This is a genomic window from Ruegeria sp. AB10 (assembly GCF_056542745.1).
On the sequence record NZ_JBQGAI010000002.1, the window covers coordinates 341,722 to 358,186 of the forward strand.

Annotated in this window: 18 protein-coding genes; 5 read left to right on the forward strand and 13 right to left on the reverse strand. The window is 60.6% G+C overall.

Translation table 11 applies throughout. The features are described 5' to 3' along the window. Positions 1 to 26 precede the first annotated feature (26 nt). Positions 27 to 578 carry a TIGR00730 family Rossman fold protein gene (locus ACR0NT_RS06650; RefSeq protein ID WP_170671971.1) on the forward strand — a complete coding sequence of 184 codons (552 nt, stop codon included), beginning with the start codon at positions 27 to 29 and terminating at the stop codon, positions 576 to 578. A gap of 44 nt (positions 579 to 622) precedes the next feature. On the opposite strand, the gene ACR0NT_RS06655 is transcribed toward ACR0NT_RS06650, so the two are convergent. Both ACR0NT_RS06655 and ACR0NT_RS06660 read right to left on the reverse strand, forming a co-directional pair. Then, positions 623 to 1,072 (reverse strand): host attachment family protein, encoded by a 450-nt coding sequence (locus ACR0NT_RS06655; protein WP_170443256.1) that lies wholly within the window; start codon positions 1,070 to 1,072, stop codon positions 623 to 625. A 328-nt stretch (positions 1,073 to 1,400) separates the two neighbouring features. Further along, complete coding sequence (locus tag ACR0NT_RS06660) at positions 1,401 to 2,000, reverse strand: superoxide dismutase (RefSeq protein WP_170325347.1); 600 nt, start codon at positions 1,998 to 2,000, stop codon at positions 1,401 to 1,403. A 102-nt stretch (positions 2,001 to 2,102) separates the two neighbouring features. On the opposite strand from ACR0NT_RS06660, the gene ACR0NT_RS06665 reads away from it, so the two are divergent. Beyond that, a complete protein-coding gene (locus ACR0NT_RS06665; protein ID WP_170443254.1) occupies positions 2,103 to 2,864 on the forward strand; it encodes an FkbM family methyltransferase in 762 nt (253 codons plus the stop codon). 33 nt (positions 2,865 to 2,897) lie between these two features. Here the strand turns inward: ACR0NT_RS06665 and ACR0NT_RS06670 are convergent, their stop codons facing one another. From ACR0NT_RS06670 to ACR0NT_RS06690, 5 genes are all read right to left on the reverse strand, one after another. Next, entirely contained in the window at positions 2,898 to 3,386 is a 489-nt protein-coding gene (locus tag ACR0NT_RS06670; protein ID WP_170671973.1) for a hypothetical protein, read from the reverse strand. Positions 3,387 to 4,089: 703 nt separating this feature from the next. After that, positions 4,090 to 4,656, reverse strand: a complete 567-nt coding sequence (locus tag ACR0NT_RS06675; RefSeq protein WP_170671975.1) for a sarcosine oxidase subunit gamma family protein — start codon at positions 4,654 to 4,656, stop codon at positions 4,090 to 4,092. Continuing rightward, a complete protein-coding gene (locus tag ACR0NT_RS06680; RefSeq protein WP_170671977.1) occupies positions 4,649 to 7,678 on the reverse strand; it encodes a sarcosine oxidase subunit alpha family protein in 3,030 nt (1,009 codons plus the stop codon). Before ACR0NT_RS06680 ends, ACR0NT_RS06675 begins: the two co-directional genes overlap by 8 nt. A gap of 67 nt (positions 7,679 to 7,745) precedes the next feature. Continuing rightward, the gene (locus ACR0NT_RS06685) at positions 7,746 to 8,075 is read right to left on the reverse strand and encodes a sarcosine oxidase subunit delta (protein ID WP_170671979.1); all 330 of its coding nucleotides are present in this window, start codon (positions 8,073 to 8,075) and stop codon (positions 7,746 to 7,748) included. Positions 8,076 to 8,152: 77 nt separating this feature from the next. Next, entirely contained in the window at positions 8,153 to 9,397 is a 1,245-nt protein-coding gene (locus ACR0NT_RS06690) for a sarcosine oxidase subunit beta family protein (RefSeq protein WP_170443244.1), read from the reverse strand. Positions 9,398 to 9,592: 195 nt separating this feature from the next. Between ACR0NT_RS06690 and ccmI the strand changes: the two genes are divergently transcribed. From ccmI to ACR0NT_RS06705, 3 genes are read left to right on the forward strand one after another with little or no spacing between them, the layout of a single operon-like run. Further along, entirely contained in the window at positions 9,593 to 10,819 is a 1,227-nt protein-coding gene (gene ccmI, locus ACR0NT_RS06695) for a c-type cytochrome biogenesis protein CcmI (protein WP_170443242.1), read from the forward strand. Further along, on the forward strand, positions 10,816 to 11,280 hold the full coding sequence (gene ruvX, locus ACR0NT_RS06700) for a Holliday junction resolvase RuvX (protein WP_170671981.1): 465 nt from the start codon (positions 10,816 to 10,818) through the stop codon (positions 11,278 to 11,280). Before ccmI ends, ruvX begins: the two co-directional genes overlap by 4 nt. 16 nt (positions 11,281 to 11,296) lie before the next feature. Next, on the forward strand, positions 11,297 to 11,530 hold the full coding sequence (locus tag ACR0NT_RS06705) for a DUF1289 domain-containing protein (protein WP_170443238.1): 234 nt from the start codon (positions 11,297 to 11,299) through the stop codon (positions 11,528 to 11,530). Between the two features lie 241 nt (positions 11,531 to 11,771). On the opposite strand, the gene ACR0NT_RS06710 is transcribed toward ACR0NT_RS06705, so the two are convergent. The 6 genes from ACR0NT_RS06710 to ACR0NT_RS06735 form a co-directional block, all read right to left on the reverse strand. After that, positions 11,772 to 12,500, reverse strand: coding sequence for a SpoIIAA family protein (locus ACR0NT_RS06710; RefSeq protein WP_170443236.1), 729 nt, complete (start codon positions 12,498 to 12,500; stop codon positions 11,772 to 11,774). Between the two features lie 36 nt (positions 12,501 to 12,536). Next, positions 12,537 to 13,319, reverse strand: a complete 783-nt coding sequence (locus tag ACR0NT_RS06715; RefSeq protein ID WP_170671983.1) for a hypothetical protein — start codon at positions 13,317 to 13,319, stop codon at positions 12,537 to 12,539. Next, positions 13,316 to 14,140 (reverse strand): sulfite exporter TauE/SafE family protein, encoded by an 825-nt coding sequence (locus ACR0NT_RS06720; protein ID WP_170671985.1) that lies wholly within the window; start codon positions 14,138 to 14,140, stop codon positions 13,316 to 13,318. The genes ACR0NT_RS06715 and ACR0NT_RS06720 overlap by 4 nt, the downstream gene beginning before the upstream one ends. 27 nt (positions 14,141 to 14,167) lie before the next feature. Further along, the gene (gene dusA / locus ACR0NT_RS06725) at positions 14,168 to 15,163 is read right to left on the reverse strand and encodes a tRNA dihydrouridine(20/20a) synthase DusA (RefSeq protein ID WP_480442777.1); all 996 of its coding nucleotides are present in this window, start codon (positions 15,161 to 15,163) and stop codon (positions 14,168 to 14,170) included. Positions 15,164 to 15,404: 241 nt separating this feature from the next. Beyond that, positions 15,405 to 15,842, reverse strand: a complete 438-nt coding sequence (locus ACR0NT_RS06730; RefSeq protein WP_480442779.1) for a nuclear transport factor 2 family protein — start codon at positions 15,840 to 15,842, stop codon at positions 15,405 to 15,407. 80 nt (positions 15,843 to 15,922) lie between these two features. Next, on the reverse strand, positions 15,923 to 16,429 hold the full coding sequence (locus ACR0NT_RS06735) for a nuclear transport factor 2 family protein (protein ID WP_480442781.1): 507 nt from the start codon (positions 16,427 to 16,429) through the stop codon (positions 15,923 to 15,925). Between the last annotated feature and the right edge of the window lie 36 nt (positions 16,430 to 16,465).

The following is a 16,465-nucleotide window of genomic DNA, read 5'->3' on the forward strand; positions in this document are numbered from 1 at the left end:
AGGCACAACCCCGGAGAGCGTTCACGATGACTCAGAAATCTGTTTGTGTGTATTGCGGGTCACGCAACGGCACCAATTCCGCCTATTCGGACGCCGCGAAAACCTTTGGCACCCTGCTGGCGCAGGAAGGCTGGCGTCTGGTCTACGGCGCCGGGGATGTTGGCCTGATGGGTGAGGTCGCGCGCGCCGCCCAATCCGCCGGAGGCGATACGTTCGGCGTGATCCCGGTTCACCTGCTGCAACGTGAGGTCGGCAAAACCGACCTGACCCGGTTTGTGATCACCGAGACGATGCACGAACGGAAAAAGGTGATGATCATGAATGCGGATGCGGTGGTGGTCCTGCCCGGCGGTCCGGGATCGCTGGACGAGCTGTTCGAAGCCCTGACATGGCGCCAACTGGGCCTGCATGAAAAGCCCATTCTGGTGATGAATGTGGACGGCTACTGGGATACGCTGCACGATCTGTTGCAGCAGGTCATCGGTCAGGGGTTCGCCGACGGATCGCTGGCGGATTTCATCACCTGGGTCGACAGCCCGGCAGACGCAATGTCCACCCTGCGCAGTGTCCTGACCTGATGGCGGAACGGGCGGTTCTTGACCGCCCGTTTTGGTGAAATCGCTTAAGTGGCCGGGCTCAGGCGGCTGGTCAACAGCTTTTCAACCTTGTGAATGGGGTGGTTGGTCAGGGTCTTGTCGACCTCGGCCACAACCTTGGCCAGCACCTCGCTGTGTAGACGGCGGCGCAGAAGGCCCAGAACATGCGGGCTGGCGACCAGAACCAGACGGTTGAACGCGCCCTTCAGCCCCTTGCGGTTCAGTAGATTGGCAACATCCTGAACAAACAGAGATTTCGCATGGGTTTTCCAGTTCGGCTCTTCAACCGCCGATTTCTGGTTTGGCCCACCATCGAACCGCCGCCCTGCCCGATCGGTCGGGCCAGTGAAAGCGTCCTGCTCTTCAACCGAGACAACAACCAGATTGGGGTCTTCGGCATCGGTGATGTTTTCGACAAACAACGCCTTTTCCCCATCTGCAATGACAACCCAGGTTCCCTGCTCAAGTGCGACCATCGTGCTCTCCTTGTAATGGCTGTTACGGCCATCCTCATCCATCAGGCAAAGGTTTACCGTGACGCGACCAGAGCGATCCGGTGCGTTGCCTGATTGTGTTTCAGTTGATTGGCGGTCTCTCCCTCCGCCTCACTTAAGGTAAGCACTGCGGGGCTGGGTGCAATCCCGTCTCAGGATGAAACTTTCTTCATCGGCGGGTTTTCTCCTGTCATGCCAGCACCTGCTCAGAGATTTCGAATTGCGATCAAATGCACGTGCGTCCGGCAGCAAAAAGGCCTGCCAGCGTCACCGCCAGCAGGCCCTAGATGACCCCTCATCGGGTCATTGATTACATCCGCGATGCAACGTTTTCCCAGTTCACCAGATTGTCGAGGAAGTTCGACAGGTACGCCGGGCGCTTGTTGCGGAAATCGATGTAGTACGAGTGCTCCCACACGTCACAGCCCAGCAGAGCGGTTTGGTTGAAGCACAGCGGGTTCACGCCGTTTTCGGTTTTGGTCACGGCCAGCGAGCCGTCCGCGTTCTTGACCAGCCACGCCCAGCCCGAGCCGAACTGGCCAGCACCGGCGGCGCTGAACTGCGACTTGAACTCGTCAACCGAGCCGAAGCTTTCGGTCAGAGCCTTCTCCAGCTCACCGGGCATGGCGTTGCCGCCGGGGCCCATCATTTCCCAGAACTGGTTGTGGTTCCACAGCTGGCTGATGTTGTTGAAGATGCCGTTCTGCGCGACGGCATTTGCGTCATAGGTGCCAACGATGATCTCTTCCAGAGACTTGCCGTCCCACTCGGTGCCGGCGATCAGCTTGTTGCCGTTGTCGACATAGGCCTTGTGGTGCAGGTCGTGGTGATATTCCAGCGTTTCCGCGGACATACCCTTGGCTGCCAGCGCGTCATGTGCATAAGGAAGATCAGGAAGTTCAAAAGCCATCTCGGCCCCCTGTTGAAAATGAATGTTGCGGTTTCCAAAGGTTACATGCTTTGGCAAGCGCCGCAGGTCAAGGGCAGAGATGACAAAACCCGGAGGCCCGCGATGCTGACACAGGCGCGCAAGATGTTCTACCGCGCCCGCGGATACTATGCGGGCAACCTCAACGGAGAGCCATTTCGGCTGGACCCCTATCATTCGAAATTCTGGCGCAAGGCCTCTGCCGGTGCCTGGGAACCCGAGACCTTCGCGGTACTCGACAAATATCTGTCACCGAACAGCGATTATCTGGACATCGGCGCCTGGATCGGCCCCACGGTTCTGTATGGTGCCCGCAAGGCCCGCCATGTCTGGTGTTTCGAACCCGACCCGACCGCGTTCCGGCATCTGGCGTGGAATCTGGACCTGAACGACATCCACAACGTCTCGGCCTTTGGCGTGGCGTTGTCGGATCAATTCGGCGTGGCCCGCATGGCCTCGGTCCGCGGAGAACCGGGCGATTCCACCAGTTCCCTGCTTCATGACGGCGCGCATGGATCCGATGCCTTGACAGTTGCATGGGATCAGTTCGAGGCCGCGAATGATCTGTCTGGCGTATCGCTGGTCAAGATGGATATTGAGGGGGCGGAATACGCCGTTCTGCCCACTCTCATCCCGTTTCTGAAGAAACACCGTCCCGCGCTCTATTTATCCACACACGCGCCTCTTCTCGATGCCAGCCGACGCGAGGATTGCATGTCCGGAATTGCAGATCTTTTGTCCTTTTATGGGTCCTGCCAGGGCAGTGACGGAACCAGTGAAGGGCTCAAGAATCTCTCCAGAAACGCCGCGCTGTCGGGATTCCAGACCTTTTTGCTGACTGACTGAATGGCCAAAATGGCCATTCAGTCAGTCGTTGCCTCAAAATAGGTTGGGCGAAGACACCGGTTTACACGAACCAGTGCCGCTGGGACGGTTCGAAAGATTGGCCTGCGCAAAACTCGCGGTCATCTTGAAGAAGTTTGTTTTGGGATCAACGGTCGCCGTGTAAGACACGCGGTACTGGCGCTTGCTGTTGGATGACAACGTCACACGCCATGACATGCGATACTCGCCCTTTCGCGTTAGCTTGAGTTTTGCATCGGCGGGTGTTTCTTCATCAATTTTTGCCAGTTCGTTCGCAGACCGGATCGCCCCATCATAAGCACGAGCCCGTTTGGCATCGGCATCAACACTCAGTAGAACTCTGGGAGGAATCCAACCCTGGTCTTCCATGCTGTGAAGTTGGCAGTCATAGTTTTTGACTTCAGCCTGAGCGTTTCCAGCCGCAACAGCCAAAGCCAGCGCGAGGATTGTTAGTTTCATATTCCAGTACTCCGGATTAGTTAGTTTTTGGCGCAGTAGTTTCACTGCACGACCCGTTGGCACTGCTATGCCAAGATTTATCACCGCCCCTTGTCGTAGCCCGGGCAATAGCCCTCATGGTTCTTCGATCCAGGAACAGCGAGAATTCAGTTTGTCGCAAGTCAGTCACAAACCCCCGCGACTCTCTTTTCGCGGTACTGCGACCGGTTTCGGAATATCTGTAAGCTTGACCGACCCAATTGATCGACAAGCGTCGAATACTGTCTCGGCTGATCCAACCAGAGCCTTTCACAGTGTCAACGCCAGGTATCTCAACCTCGTGCAGGAGGGCCGACCGGCCATATTCGTCGACTGAAAAAAGTATCCGCGAAGGCGACGGGCGGTTGGCCACCCCCCTACTGAAAACACACTCGAAGCTTTCTTCATAGACCTCGGAAATTGCAGCTTGGGGCGCGATAGAAAGGGCGGCAAGGCAAACCGCCAAAGTCTTTATTTTTCTCATCAGTAGCTTGGTATTTCTTAATCTCGACAGGCTTGGAAGTTGCTTATGCAAACTTAAATTGCCACACCCGTTTGACGCGAATTTAGTTTCAATTTGCATCTATTCCAACGGTAATATCCCCCTCAACATTGACGTAACGTCAACATGTTCACGAGATTGAAACCACTGAGGCTTCGGCAACACACGCAGAGAAAAAAAGGCCACCCGTTCATACGGGCGGCCTGTTCGTCCAGAAAGGTCATCAGGTTAGTAAACGCCAACCTCGCTGCCCGGCTGCGCCGCAACCGTCAGCAGTTTGAACGCGTAGTCCGCAGCCGAGCGGAAACAGACCACGCGGAAGGTTTCGGCATCGTCCATCCAGAACGCGCCCGCTACCTGCGCCAGACGTGAGCGGCGGATTTGGCCGGGTTGGAACGCCTCGGTCGACAGATCGACAGGCGACACCTTGCCCATCACCTCACGCGCGCTTGCGCCCGAGATGCGGAACACGGCCCGCGCGTCCGAAACATTGACGGCAAGCGCGTGTGTGCCGCTGAGCGCGTTGGTCATCGCGGCCAGCTTAGCCTCGACCTCGGCGTACGGAACAAGCACCAGAAGCTCATCGGTGGACATCCAGCAGACGCCGGTATCACCGTTGACCAGCGCTTCGCGCTGACCTGGCACTTTCTGCCCGGTTGCGTCCTTGACGGCCTTGGCCAGCACCTTGTCGGACAGGTCGCCGCGCAGGGTGATCATACCCTGCAGGCCGCATTCCTCGACCTTGGCGATGCCTTCATAGCTGGCGTGGTTCAGTGCGCTGATGGGTTCAGACATTCTGCTTCTCCCCGTCTTTGTCGAAGAAGATCGGGTCCACGATCTTGGCTTTGAAGATTTTACCGTCGGTGCCCGGGAACTCGACGATCTCGCCCATGCGGTCGGGACCGTGCTTGATCAGACCCATGGCGATGCCTTTGTCCAGATTGGCCGAATAGTAGGTCGAGGTCACCCGCCCGATCATGTTGCGCTGACCGTTGGCGTTGACGCCCTCGCCCACCGCGTAAGCGCCGTCGGGAATGACGGAACCATCCACAGTCTCGAGACCCACCAGTTTCCAGCGTTCTGGATCGGCCATATGGGTGCGCGTGTGGGCGCGTTTGCCGAGGTAGTCCTCTTTCTTTTTCGACAGCGCCCAGTGCAGCCCCAGATCCTGCGGGATCACGGTGCCATCGGTCTCGTCCCCGATCATGATAAAGCCCTTTTCGGCCCGCAAGATGTGCAGACATTCGGTGCCGTACGGCATGACACCAAATTCCTGCCCTGCCGCAATCAGCGCGTCCCAGAACGCCTGACCCTGCGATGCGGGAACCGCGATCTCATAGGACAGCTCGCCCGAGAACGAGATGCGATAGGCGCGTGCATCGAACTCACCGATCTTGCCATCGCGCCATTCCATGAAGGGCAGCGCCTCTTTCGACAGATCCATGCCGCCGCCCGCTTGCGCGTTCAGCTTCTCCAGCACCTTACGGGCGTTGGGGCCGACCACAGCGACCTGAGCGTATTGCTCGGTGACGTTCGCGACATAGACTTTCCAGTCCCACCACTCGGTCTGCAGCCATTCTTCCATATGGGCGTGGATACGCTCGGCTCCGCCGGTGGTTGTGTGGCACAGCCAGGTGTCCTCGTCGATCCGGGCGACCACGCCGTCGTCGATCAGGAAGCCGTTTTCCGAGCACATCAGGCCATAGCGGCACTTGCCGACCTTCAGCGTGGACATCATGTTGGTATACAGCATGTCCAGGAACTTGCCGGCATCCGGGCCTTTGACGATCAGCTTACCAAGTGTCGAAGCATCCAGCAGGCCGAGGTTTTCGCGGGTGTTCTTCACCTCGCGGTTCACGGCGTCATGCACGGATTCACCGGGACGGACATAGGCATAGGTCCGGCGCCAGTGGCCGACCGGCTCCCAATCGGCGCCGTTCTTGTCGTGCCAGTTGTGCATCGGGGTCTGACGGATCGGCTGGAACACCTCACCGCGCGCTTCGCCACCGATCGACGCCAGCGAGATGGGCGTATAGGGCGGACGGAAGGTGGTGGTGCCCACCTTGGGGATTTCCGCATCCAACGCATCAGCAAGGATCGCCAGGCCGTTGATGTTGCTCAACTTACCCTGATCGGTCGCCATACCCAGCGTGGTGTAACGCTTGGTGTGCTCGACGCTTTCATAGCCCTCACGCGCAGCCAGTTGGACGTCGGAAACTTTAACGTCGTTCTGGAAGTCCAGCCAGGACTTCATGCGCAGGCTGATCTCGGCATTCGAGGGCATCAGCCAGACCGGCTCCATCGCCGCCTCGGCGGTGGTTTCCCCTTTAGGAGCCTCAGCGGTCTTGGGTTTGAAACCCGCGCCGGCAGCCGCGGCTTGACCTGCGGTCTGCGCGTCGGCCAGCACATCACCCAGCGCCAGCGGACCGTTGGCGGACCCGGCGGCAACCACAAAGCCTTCGCCATTCGCGCCCAGCGGCGGACGTTCGGGATCGGGACGGAAATGGGCGTTCGCCTCATCCCAGATCAGCTTGCCGCCGCAATGCGACCACATGTGAACGACCGGAGACCAGCCGCCCGACATGGCAACCGCATCGCATTCAACTTCTTCGCGAGCGCCACCGATGCCTTCCTGGTTACACAACGCGACCTTCTTGACGCGCTTGCCGCCCTTGACCTTGGCGATCGCTTTGCCCGGATCGACCTGAATGCCAAGCTGACGTGCCTCTTCGGCCAGAGGGCCAGCCGCGGCCCGTGCGTCAACGATACGCAGAACGTCCACGCCAGCCTGTTTCAGCGTGATCGCGGTGCGGTAGGCGTCGTCGTTGTTGGTGGCGACGATCACGCGCTCACCCGGGGTCACGCCCCAGTTCACCACGTAATCGCGCATGGCTGCGGCCAGCATCACGCCGGGCACATCGTTGCCTGCGAAAGACAGCGGACGTTCGATTGCACCGGTTGCGGTCACGACCTGTTTCGCGCGGATGCGCCACAGGCGGTGACGTGGTCCTTGCACGCCCGGAGTGTGGTCGGTCAGACGCTCATACCCCAGCACATAACCGTGGTCATAAACGCCTGCCCCCATGCAGCGGTTGCGCAGGGTGACATTGTCCATTGTTTCGAGTTCGGAAACCAATTGTTCCACGAACTTATCCACAGGCTCGCCATCAACGGTTCCGCCATCAACCGGAGCGCGGCCGCCCCAATGCGCGGTCTGCTCGATCAGCATGACCTTGGCACCGGATTGCGCCGCAACTTTCGCGGCCTGCAGGCCAGCAACACCGCCGCCGATAACCAGCACATCGGTGAAGGCATAGAAGTGTTCATAGGTGTCCGCGTCGCGGCTGTCCTTGTCGGGCGCTTTGCCCAGACCGGCGGACTGACGGATGAACGGCTCGTAGACGTGTTTCCAGAACGGTTTCGGATGGATGAACGTCTTGTAATAGAAACCAGCGGGCAAGAAGCGCGCAAAGGCGGTGTTCACGGCGCCGATATCGAACTCGAGGTTCGGCCAGTGGTTCTGCGAGATCGCGGTCAGGCCGTTGAACAGCTCGGTCGTGGTGGTGCGCTGGTTCGGCTCGAACCGGTTGCCCTGCCCCAGACCGACCAGAGCGTTCGGCTCTTCGGCGCCGCTGGCGACAACGCCGCGCGGACGGTGATACTTGAACGACCGGCCCACCATCATCTGATCGTTGGCCAACAGGGCCGAGGCAAGCGTGTCGCCCTCGTACCCCTGCATCGAGGTGCCGTTGAAGGTAAAGGTGACCTGTTTCGACCGGTTAATCAGCCGGCCCTGTTTTGCGAGACGGGTGCTCATTTTGCGGACCTTTCGCAGGTGGAGGCATCAGAGCCTCCGGCGGGAGTATTTTTGAAAAGATGAAGCATCAGGAGAACTCTCTCCATGTCCATCCCGGACGTTTGGCGGTGATGGCGTCCTTGATCTCTTGCGGTGGCTCGGTGGTCTGGGCCGAGTACGTGCCGAACACTTCCAGCGTGTTCGTGCAGCGGGCGGCGTGGAACCACTTGCCGCAGCCATTCACATGGCGCCAGCGTTCAAAGTGAACACCTTTGGGGTTTTCACGCATGAACAGATAGTCGTGGAAATCGTCATCCGACGAGCCTGGGCCGAAACGCTTCAGATGCGCCTCGCCACCCGCGGCCAGTTCGGTTTCTTCGGCGTCGACGCCACAATAGGGGCAATTCAGGATCAGCATATGGTCATCCTTTTTGGCGGTCGGTCGGCGCGGTGGCCGACCAGAATTCTGTTAGCGGGCGACTTCGGGCAGAGCCCTCAGTGCGCCACCCCGGCGGCAACGCTTTCGTCAATGAAGCGGCCCTGTTTGAACCGGTCCATCGTGAAGGCCTCGGTCAGCGGTGAATGGCCGGTGGCCATCAGCTGTGCCATGCCCCAGCCGGACCCCGGGATCGCCTTGAAGCCACCGGTGCCCCATCCGCAGTTGATGAAGCAGTTGCCCAGGGGCGTCGTCGACAGGATGGGCGAGCGGTCGCCGGTCATGTCCACGATACCGCCCCACTGGCGCAGCATCTTCAGGCGCGAGATCATCGGGAAAGTCTCGACCAGAGCACGCACCGTTTCCTCGATATGATGGAACGAGCCGCGCTGGGTGAAGTTATTGTAGGCGTCCGTACCACCGCCGATCACCATCTCGCCCTTGTCGGACTGAGACATGTAACCGTGCACGGTGTTGGCCATGACAACCACGTCCATGCAGGGTTTGATCGGCTCGGAAACCAGCGCCTGCAGGGCCACGGCCTCAAGCGGCAGACGGAAACCCGCCATCTCGGCCAGTTGACCGGAATGGCCTGCGACGACGATGCCCAGCTTATCACAATCGATGGCGCCCTTGGTCGTGTCGACGCCGACGACGCGACCGTTTTCCGACCGGATGCCTTTGACTTCGCACTGCTGGATGATGTCCATCCCCATGGCCGAACATGCACGCGCATAGCCCCAGGCCACGGCGTCGTGGCGGGCGGTGCCACCGCGTTCCTGCCAGAGACCGCCCAGAACCGGATAGCGCGGGCCATCCAGATTGATGATCGGCACCAGCTGTTTTACGCGCTCAGGGCCGATCCACTCGGTTTTCACGCCCTGCAAAGCGTTGGCGTGAGCCGTGCGCTGATAGCCGCGGATTTCGTGCTGAGTCTGCGCCAGCATGATCACACCACGCGGGCTGAACATGATGTTGTAGTTCAGGTCCTGGCTCAGATCCTCATAAAGGCTGCGTGCTTTTTCGTACAGTGCCGCCGACGGGTCCTGCAGGTAGTTCGACCGGATGATGGTCGTGTTCCGACCGGTGTTACCGCCGCCCAGCCAGCCTTTTTCGATGACAGCGACGTTTTGGATGCCGTAGTTCTTGCCAAGGTAATAGGCGGTCGCCAGACCATGTCCGCCAGCGCCAATGATGATGACGTCATAGCGTTTCTTGGGTTCGGGCGAGCGCCACGCGCGCTCCCACCCGGTGTGATAGCGCAGGGCCTCCCGCGCCACAGCAAAGGCTGAGTAGTGTTTCATGAGCGAATCCATCCGGTTCGGTGATTGGCGCAGGTATGCCGCGTGCGGACAGTTTAGCCCTGCCACGCAACGCCACAATATAGAACTATTGCGACATCCGCCCGATTATTGCGACAAGACGTCCTCGCGCGGCCATTTGCCCCTTTTTTCGCCCTGCCGAGAGGTCTAAGTCAGGGCAGCCATATCGGAGATACCATGTCGTTCCTGGTCGTCACAATCCTAACCGCGCTGCTGACGGCGCTGATCCTGGGCCTTTCGCTGTTGCGTGGTCGCAAAACGCGCGAGCCTGCCGCAGCCTATGACCTGCGCGTCTATCGCGAGCAGTTGGCCGGCGTCGACAAGGATCTGGCGCGCGGTGTGATCGGCGAGGCCGACGCTGAGCGGGTCCGCACAGAGATCTCACGTCGCATTCTGGCCGCCGACGCGCAGATGCAGGCCGGGACCAAACAGGCCGGGGCGCCGATGTGGGCCACTATTGCCGCCTTTGTCGTGATCGCTGCAATCGTGGTTGGCGGCGGGGCTCAATTGTACCGTCAGATGGGGGCCGCCGGGCTTCCGGATCAACCCCTGTCGCTGCGCAAGGAACAGGCCGAAGCCCTGCGTGCCGAGCGCCCCAGCCAGGCCGAAGCCGAAGCTGCGGCACAGCCCGCCGAGGCACCGCAATTGGATGAGAGTTACGCCAATCTTTTGGCACAGTTGCGCGATACTGTTGCAGCACGCCCGGACGACCTGCAAGGCCACATCCTGCTGGCGCAGCACGAGGCAAACGCGGGCAATTTCAAGGCCGCCTACACAGCGCAGCAGCGCGTCATAGAACTGTCAGGCGATGCGGCCCCTGCCGATGCCTATTCTCATCTGGCCGAGATGATGATCCTGTCCGCAGGCGGCTATGTCTCACCCGAGGCAGAAGAGGCCTTGAAGCAGGCGCTTCAGCGTGACCCGCGCCATGGCCCGGCGCAGTATTACCTGGGGCAGATGATGGTTCAGATTGGACGCCCCGACGTTGGATACCGAATCTGGGTCGATGCCCTGCGCGATGCCCCGGCCGGTGCGCCGTGGGCGGGTGCCATCCGCGCGCAACTGGACGAGCTGGCCTTCCGCGCGGGCGTTTTTAACGCGCCGGACATCCCCGCCCCCGCTGCCACCGGACCCAGTCAGGATGACGTCGATGCCGCCGCCGCGCTGACTCCGGAAGAGCGGCAAGAGATGATCAGGGGCATGGTCGACCAACTGTCTGAACGCCTTGCCAGCGAAGGTGGCTCGCCCGAGGAATGGGCCCGCCTGATCGCAGCCCTTGGCGTTTTGGGCGAGGGTCAACGCGCCATCGATATAAAAAACGAGGCGATGGAAGTCTTTGCAGGTAACGCCGAGGCTATTGAACTGATCGACGCTGCCGCAATGCAGGCCGGGATCGCACAATGATCCACGACGCGTTCGAGGATTTCGCAACCGCGCTGCCGCCGATGACCGCACTGATGGGGCTGGATCTGGGGGAAAAAACCATTGGCGTGGCGGTCTCGGACCGGATGCGCGGCGTGGCCAGCCCTCTGGAAACCGTACGGCGCAAGAAATTCACGCTGGATTCCGCCCGCCTGCTTGAAATCATCGCCGACCGCGAGATCGGCGGCGTCATCCTCGGCCTCCCGAAAAACATGGACGGAACCGAAGGCCCCCGCTGCCAATCGACCCGCGCCTTTGCCCGCAACCTGTCCCGCCTGACCGAGGTTTCGATCGGCTTTTGGGACGAACGACTCAGCACCGTTGCGGCCGAAAAGGCGCTTTTAGAGGCGGATACGACACGAAAACGTCGCGGAGAGGTTATCGATCACGTCGCCGCAGGCTATATTCTACAAGGAGCGCTGGACAGGCTGCGCTTTCTGTAACGGACGGAGTGGGCCGATGACAAACATGGTTTGGAAAAGGAACGAGGTCGAAAGCCCGTGCGTCCAGATCTGTGTCGTGCATCCGACCGAGCGGATCTGCACCGGCTGTTTTCGCACAATCGACGAGATTTCGCGCTGGTCCAAAATGGACAGCACCGAGCGTACAGAAATCATGGACGATCTGCCCTCGCGCAAACCCCGTCTGGCCAAGCGCCGCGGTGGTCGTTCCGCGCGGACGAACAACACGTAACCCATTTCCCGAAAACCAATTTGGACTGAACCTGCGCCGCTGCAGGCTGGTGTGAACTTCGAGGGGGTCAAGTTCGAACACGTGCGGTGAGTGAGTGGCAGTCCACAGCGGCGCGCTTCAGAATTTGCGTTCCTCCGAAGTGGTACAGCGGAAGAACACGCCCTTCTTAACCTTTTCTTGATCGATCAATCAAGAATAACCCGGCCTACCCTGACGTCAGCTTAAGCCGCCCATTAACGCCCTACCCGGCGGCCAGCCAGGATTTGGCGTTTTCGATCTCTTCCGAGGGAAAGAACTGAGTGCGGGTTCCCAGAATATGGCTGGCCGCTTTCTGCGCGATGTGCTGCCAGGTTTTGTCCCCCACGATGGCCGCACGGTTCAGCAGCCCGACATGTTTGCGCACCAGTTGGAAATGCGACGCCAGCGCCGTAAGCCCCTGCCAGCCATCAAATTCGCGCAGATCAACCAACAACCGAAACCCGCTTTTGCCCACCAGCAGGTTGTCCAGCTCCACCTCGGCCCGCGCATATTCTTCGGGGTCCAGCTTGCCCAGCAGGCTGACCTGAACACAGGGGCCACCCAGATCGATCACATGGATGGCGCCCAGAGATTCACGCATCCAACGGCGCGCGGCCTCCAGTTCGGACAGTTCGAAAACCTGCACCGGGCATGGCAGGATCGGAGAGGCCAGGCGGATACCGGTCTGCACCCAGCCCTGATCCGCCGCCACGGCAATCCGGTCGAACCCGCGCCAATGGCTGAGGCCCAGCTTGGTGTCCGCCCAGGCCGCGCCAAGATCGTAGCCTTTGAACTCTGGCTGAACGACCGCAAGCAGGCGCACCGTGTCATGTTCGGCCAGTGCAGCCTCAATCGCGGGGACCAGCGTGTCGCTGTAATCGCTGCTGGTCACCTCACCGGACAGCTCAACTTCGAGCAGCGCGCCGTGAGAATTCCTGTGGACCGTAATCATCGGGTAAAACCTCCAAACCTTAACAATGGCAGGACGTTAGGCGGTTTCGATCCATTCGGCTACTCCCCCGGCGCATTCGGGGCGGAAATAGGCAATCATACGTCCATCCGGCCCGGTCGAGGCCCCCTCGCCCCACGGGGCGACGCCGTGCAGGCAGTGACGGTGCAACAGATAGGCCTCGCCCGGTTTGGCAGGCAGTTCCAGGCGCGGGCAGGTTTCAAATACCTCACGACGGGCGGCCTGATAGATATCCGTTATGTCCACCTGATGCAGGGCGTCGCGGGGATGCCCGCCCAGTGCGTGTTCGAACGCGGCGCGCAGAATCTTGTGGCTGCCCTCCCATAACACCATTGGCGCAGCATCCGCGCTGGCCTCGGTCAGGGGGATGCCCAGTATCCAGGCATGAGGCTCATCCACACGCCGCCGTCGATCCGGCCCTATCGGCCGCAACCCATCCACATGTGCGGCGTCACGTTTCAGACGATATCGCGCGGCACTGTCGCCTTCGCCCCGCCGTGGACGCGGATAGCCGGGGTAGATGACCGAGACCTGCCCCTTGTGCAGCGGCAGCTTTCCGTACTGCCGGGTGATAAAGTCCATGGCCTGCCCGGACAGCGCGCCTGACTGTCCGACCCGGCCTTGCGGGTCGTTGTCCAAGGCGTCGACACCTATGAACCACGTGCCTTCGCAATCCAGCCATTCGGCGTGGGCCGGGTCGGTGATCGACGCCCGTGCCGCGGGTACAGCGTGCCTCACCCAACCGGCCAGCACCGGATCATAGGGAAACCTTATCCAGCCCTTATCGTGAAAATCGCTCATAGTCCCAGCGCCTTGCGCAGCATGTTCAGGGCGACCAGCGTCAGGAACACCGCAAAGACGCGCTTGAGCGGCTTGGGGTCCATGGCATGGGCCAGCTTTACCCCCCAGGGCGCGGTGATCATCGTCATGGCGACGACAATTGCGAAGGCCACCAGATTGACCGCCCCGATGGTCAGCGGCGGGCGGTGTTCCGGTGCGATATCCAGAAACAGAAAGCCCAAGACCGAAGGCACCGCGATGATCACGCCGAACCCGGCTGCGGTGGCAACGGCGCGGTGAATGGGCGTGTTGAACAGGCTCATCAGCGGCACCCCGAAACTGCCGCCTCCGATCCCCATCAGCACCGACAGAAAGCCCACCGAGGGCGACAGCACCGCGCGGCGGATACCCTTGGGCATGGCATCGCCCAGCCGCCATTCGGATTTACCCAGCCCAAGATAGACGCCGATGACCATTCCCAGTAGGCCGAACAGCGCCTGCAATGCCTCGGTCCGCAGCGCCGAGGCGACCAGCACTCCGACAATTGCCCCCAACGCAATCCCCGGCCCCCAGCCGCGCAGGATATCCCAATCCACTGCGCCCTTCTTGTTATGCGCCAGCACGGATCTGATCGAAGTCACGATGATCGTCGCCAGAGAGGTCGCCAGACACAGCTGCATCAACTGCGGGCCACCATAGCCAAGCGTCTGGAACGCATAGAAAAACGCGGGCACCAGCACGATACCACCGCCCACGCCCAGCAATCCGGCCAGCACACCGGCCAGCGCCCCGATCACAAGCAAAAGGCCCAGCATCTGGGCCAGCAACATCGTCTCGGGCATTGTTCCCCCTTACCGATCTTCGTTCGTTCAAGCCTCGGCGAGAGGCGCTACGCGCTCCAGCGCCTGCAGCATCACCTCGGGGCCTGCGCCTTCGTGTACCGCACCTTCGGACAAGGCCCGCCGCCACGCCCGCGCGCCGGGACGCCCGGCAAATAGGCCCAACATATGACGGGTGATCTGGTGCAAGCGTCCCCCTTCGGCAAGGTGACGTTCGACATAGGGCACCATTTTTTGAACAACTTCAATCGGGTCGGTCGCCTGCCCGGTTCCAAAAATAACCGGGTCAGCGGTGGCCAGAATATCTGTTGGCTGGTGATAGGCCGCGCGCCCGATCATGACGCCGTCCAGCCCGGCCTCAAGATGCGTGCGCGCCTCATCCAGCGAGGCAATACCGCCGTTGATCGAGGTGTGCAGATCGGGAAATGCCGCCTTCATCCGGTGCACTAGGTCATAATCCAGCGGCGGAATATCCCGGTTCTCTTTCGGGCTGAGCCCTTGCAGCCAGGCCTTGCGCGCGTGGATCGTCACCCGTTGGCACCCCGCAGCCCGGATCTGTTCCAGAAACGCGGGCAGCACCTCTTCGGGGTCCTGTTCATCCACGCCGATGCGACATTTCACGGTGACCTCAACGTCCACCGCTTCGCGCATTGCGGAAACACATTCCGCCACCCGCCCCGGGTCTTTCATCAACACCGCCCCGAACGTGCCGGATTGCACACGGTCCGAGGGGCAGCCGCAGTTCAGGTTGATCTCGTCGTACCCCGCATCCGCCCCGAACCGCGCCGCCTGCGCCAGTTCTTCCGGATCAGAGCCGCCAAGCTGCAGCGCGACCGGGTGCTCTTGCGGGCTGTAGTCCAACAGATGCATCGCCCCACCGCGCACCAACGCCGGAGCCGTTACCATTTCGGTATAGAGCAACACCTGCCCACTCAGCAGCCTGTGCACATAGCGGCAGTGCCGATCGGTCCAGTCCATCATAGGCGCCACGCTTAAACGCGCTGCTTTTTGTGTGGTGTCTTTCACAGCGTCAGCTCCGTTTTCAGCCGGGGCGGTGCAACAGGCCCTTCCCGGCTGCTCGCGTCTGTCCAAAGGCATTTGATTCGAGTGCGCTAGGGTGTAGCATATCCGTAGGGAACGGACAGCGGGTTGCAACCCGTCGCCGGTCGATTGCCAATTGCGCGGTGGCGCCAACGCTTTTCGACCTTCATCAACAGGCAAAACGCGGCGCGGCAAGGAATAGCCGGGAACCCGAGACGAAAAACGATCAGCCCTGCGCGATCAACTGGCCCATCAGACCAAAGCCGCGTGCGGCAACAACCGGATTGAAGATTTCGACGTATTCCGTGATCTCACCGGATTCGTTGAACGCAAAGGTCGAGTAGTAGTCGTTGTTGTACCAGCCCGCACCATCCCTCAGCTTGATCCGGCCTGTGTAGCGAGCGAACACCCCCTGCCCGCCCTCCATCGCGCAGAGCTCGTGGATCAGGAAGGTCATACCATCAAAGTTCGGAAAGGTCGGTGCCCAATAGGCCTCAATCGCGTCGCGACCTTCGGCGCCGGTTGGGAAAACCCCGCAATGATAAGGGTTGATGTGCACGCCCCCTGCGGCGAACAGGGCAGCAACAGCTGCCGCATCCTCGGCTTCCAATGCCGTGAAAAAGGCGCGCACGGTGGCTTTGTTGCGTTCGGATATCGAAATCACTTCATTCTTCTCCGTCTTTGGGGCTTGGGACATTGATCAAGGGGACCATTGCCCGGCCTTTTGCATTGCGGGGCCGTTGATCAGTTCCCGCTCCCTGCCCGCTGGGCGGCCACGGCAACCAGATCACGGGAACCGGTTTCCCATAAGGCCGTCATTGTCAGACCTGAGACCTTCCAGCCCTCGGCATCGCGGATCAATCTATAGTCGTACCGCCCACCAAGAACCCAGAAATCCTGCCCAATCCTGTGCGTCGCGGTGAAATCCGCTTGTGCGGTGGCGCGATCGCCGTCAATCGAAGTGATCGTTTCGTTAGTGACCATGTGATGCGTCACCTCGAACCCCGGAAGGAAGCCGGACCATTGCGCGATCACGTCGTCCGCCGCTTCGGTGGCTGGTTCTCCACCCCACAGACTGGTGTAATCCAGCGTGACCTCATCTGCGAATGCACCCCGCACGCGATCCCAGTCATGACGGTCCGCACCCGCTGCGATGCTGGTGATCGCAGCATTGATCCGGGCGGTATCATCCGCAAAGGACGGCAAAGCTGCGACGGTGGTTGCGGCGGCCAAAATCGGCAAGAGTTTCATGCTCATCTCCTACAAAGTCCTCGGGGTAAGGCCATC

What these genes read in the sequence shown, in the direction of transcription:
- ACR0NT_RS06650 (WP_170671971.1), top strand. Translation starts at nt 27, where the DNA reads ATGACTCAGAAATCTGTTTGTGTGTATTGCGGGTCACGCAACGGCACC.
- ACR0NT_RS06655 (WP_170443256.1), bottom strand. Translation starts at nt 1,072, where the DNA reads ATGGTCGCACTTGAGCAGGGAACCTGGGTTGTCATTGCAGATGGGGAA.
- ACR0NT_RS06660 (WP_170325347.1), bottom strand. Translation starts at nt 2,000, where the DNA reads ATGGCTTTTGAACTTCCTGATCTTCCTTATGCACATGACGCGCTGGCA.
- ACR0NT_RS06665 (WP_170443254.1), top strand. Translation starts at nt 2,103, where the DNA reads ATGCTGACACAGGCGCGCAAGATGTTCTACCGCGCCCGCGGATACTAT.
- ACR0NT_RS06675 (WP_170671975.1), bottom strand. Translation starts at nt 4,656, where the DNA reads ATGTCTGAACCCATCAGCGCACTGAACCACGCCAGCTATGAAGGCATC.
- ACR0NT_RS06680 (WP_170671977.1), bottom strand. Translation starts at nt 7,678, where the DNA reads ATGAGCACCCGTCTCGCAAAACAGGGCCGGCTGATTAACCGGTCGAAA.
- ACR0NT_RS06685 (WP_170671979.1), bottom strand. Translation starts at nt 8,075, where the DNA reads ATGCTGATCCTGAATTGCCCCTATTGTGGCGTCGACGCCGAAGAAACC.
- ACR0NT_RS06690 (WP_170443244.1), bottom strand. Translation starts at nt 9,397, where the DNA reads ATGAAACACTACTCAGCCTTTGCTGTGGCGCGGGAGGCCCTGCGCTAT.
- ccmI (WP_170443242.1), top strand. Translation starts at nt 9,593, where the DNA reads ATGTCGTTCCTGGTCGTCACAATCCTAACCGCGCTGCTGACGGCGCTG.
- ruvX (WP_170671981.1), top strand. Translation starts at nt 10,816, where the DNA reads ATGATCCACGACGCGTTCGAGGATTTCGCAACCGCGCTGCCGCCGATG.
- ACR0NT_RS06705 (WP_170443238.1), top strand. Translation starts at nt 11,297, where the DNA reads ATGACAAACATGGTTTGGAAAAGGAACGAGGTCGAAAGCCCGTGCGTC.
- ACR0NT_RS06710 (WP_170443236.1), bottom strand. Translation starts at nt 12,500, where the DNA reads ATGATTACGGTCCACAGGAATTCTCACGGCGCGCTGCTCGAAGTTGAG.
- ACR0NT_RS06715 (WP_170671983.1), bottom strand. Translation starts at nt 13,319, where the DNA reads ATGAGCGATTTTCACGATAAGGGCTGGATAAGGTTTCCCTATGATCCG.
- ACR0NT_RS06720 (WP_170671985.1), bottom strand. Translation starts at nt 14,140, where the DNA reads ATGCCCGAGACGATGTTGCTGGCCCAGATGCTGGGCCTTTTGCTTGTG.
- ACR0NT_RS06735 (WP_480442781.1), bottom strand. Translation starts at nt 16,429, where the DNA reads ATGAAACTCTTGCCGATTTTGGCCGCCGCAACCACCGTCGCAGCTTTG.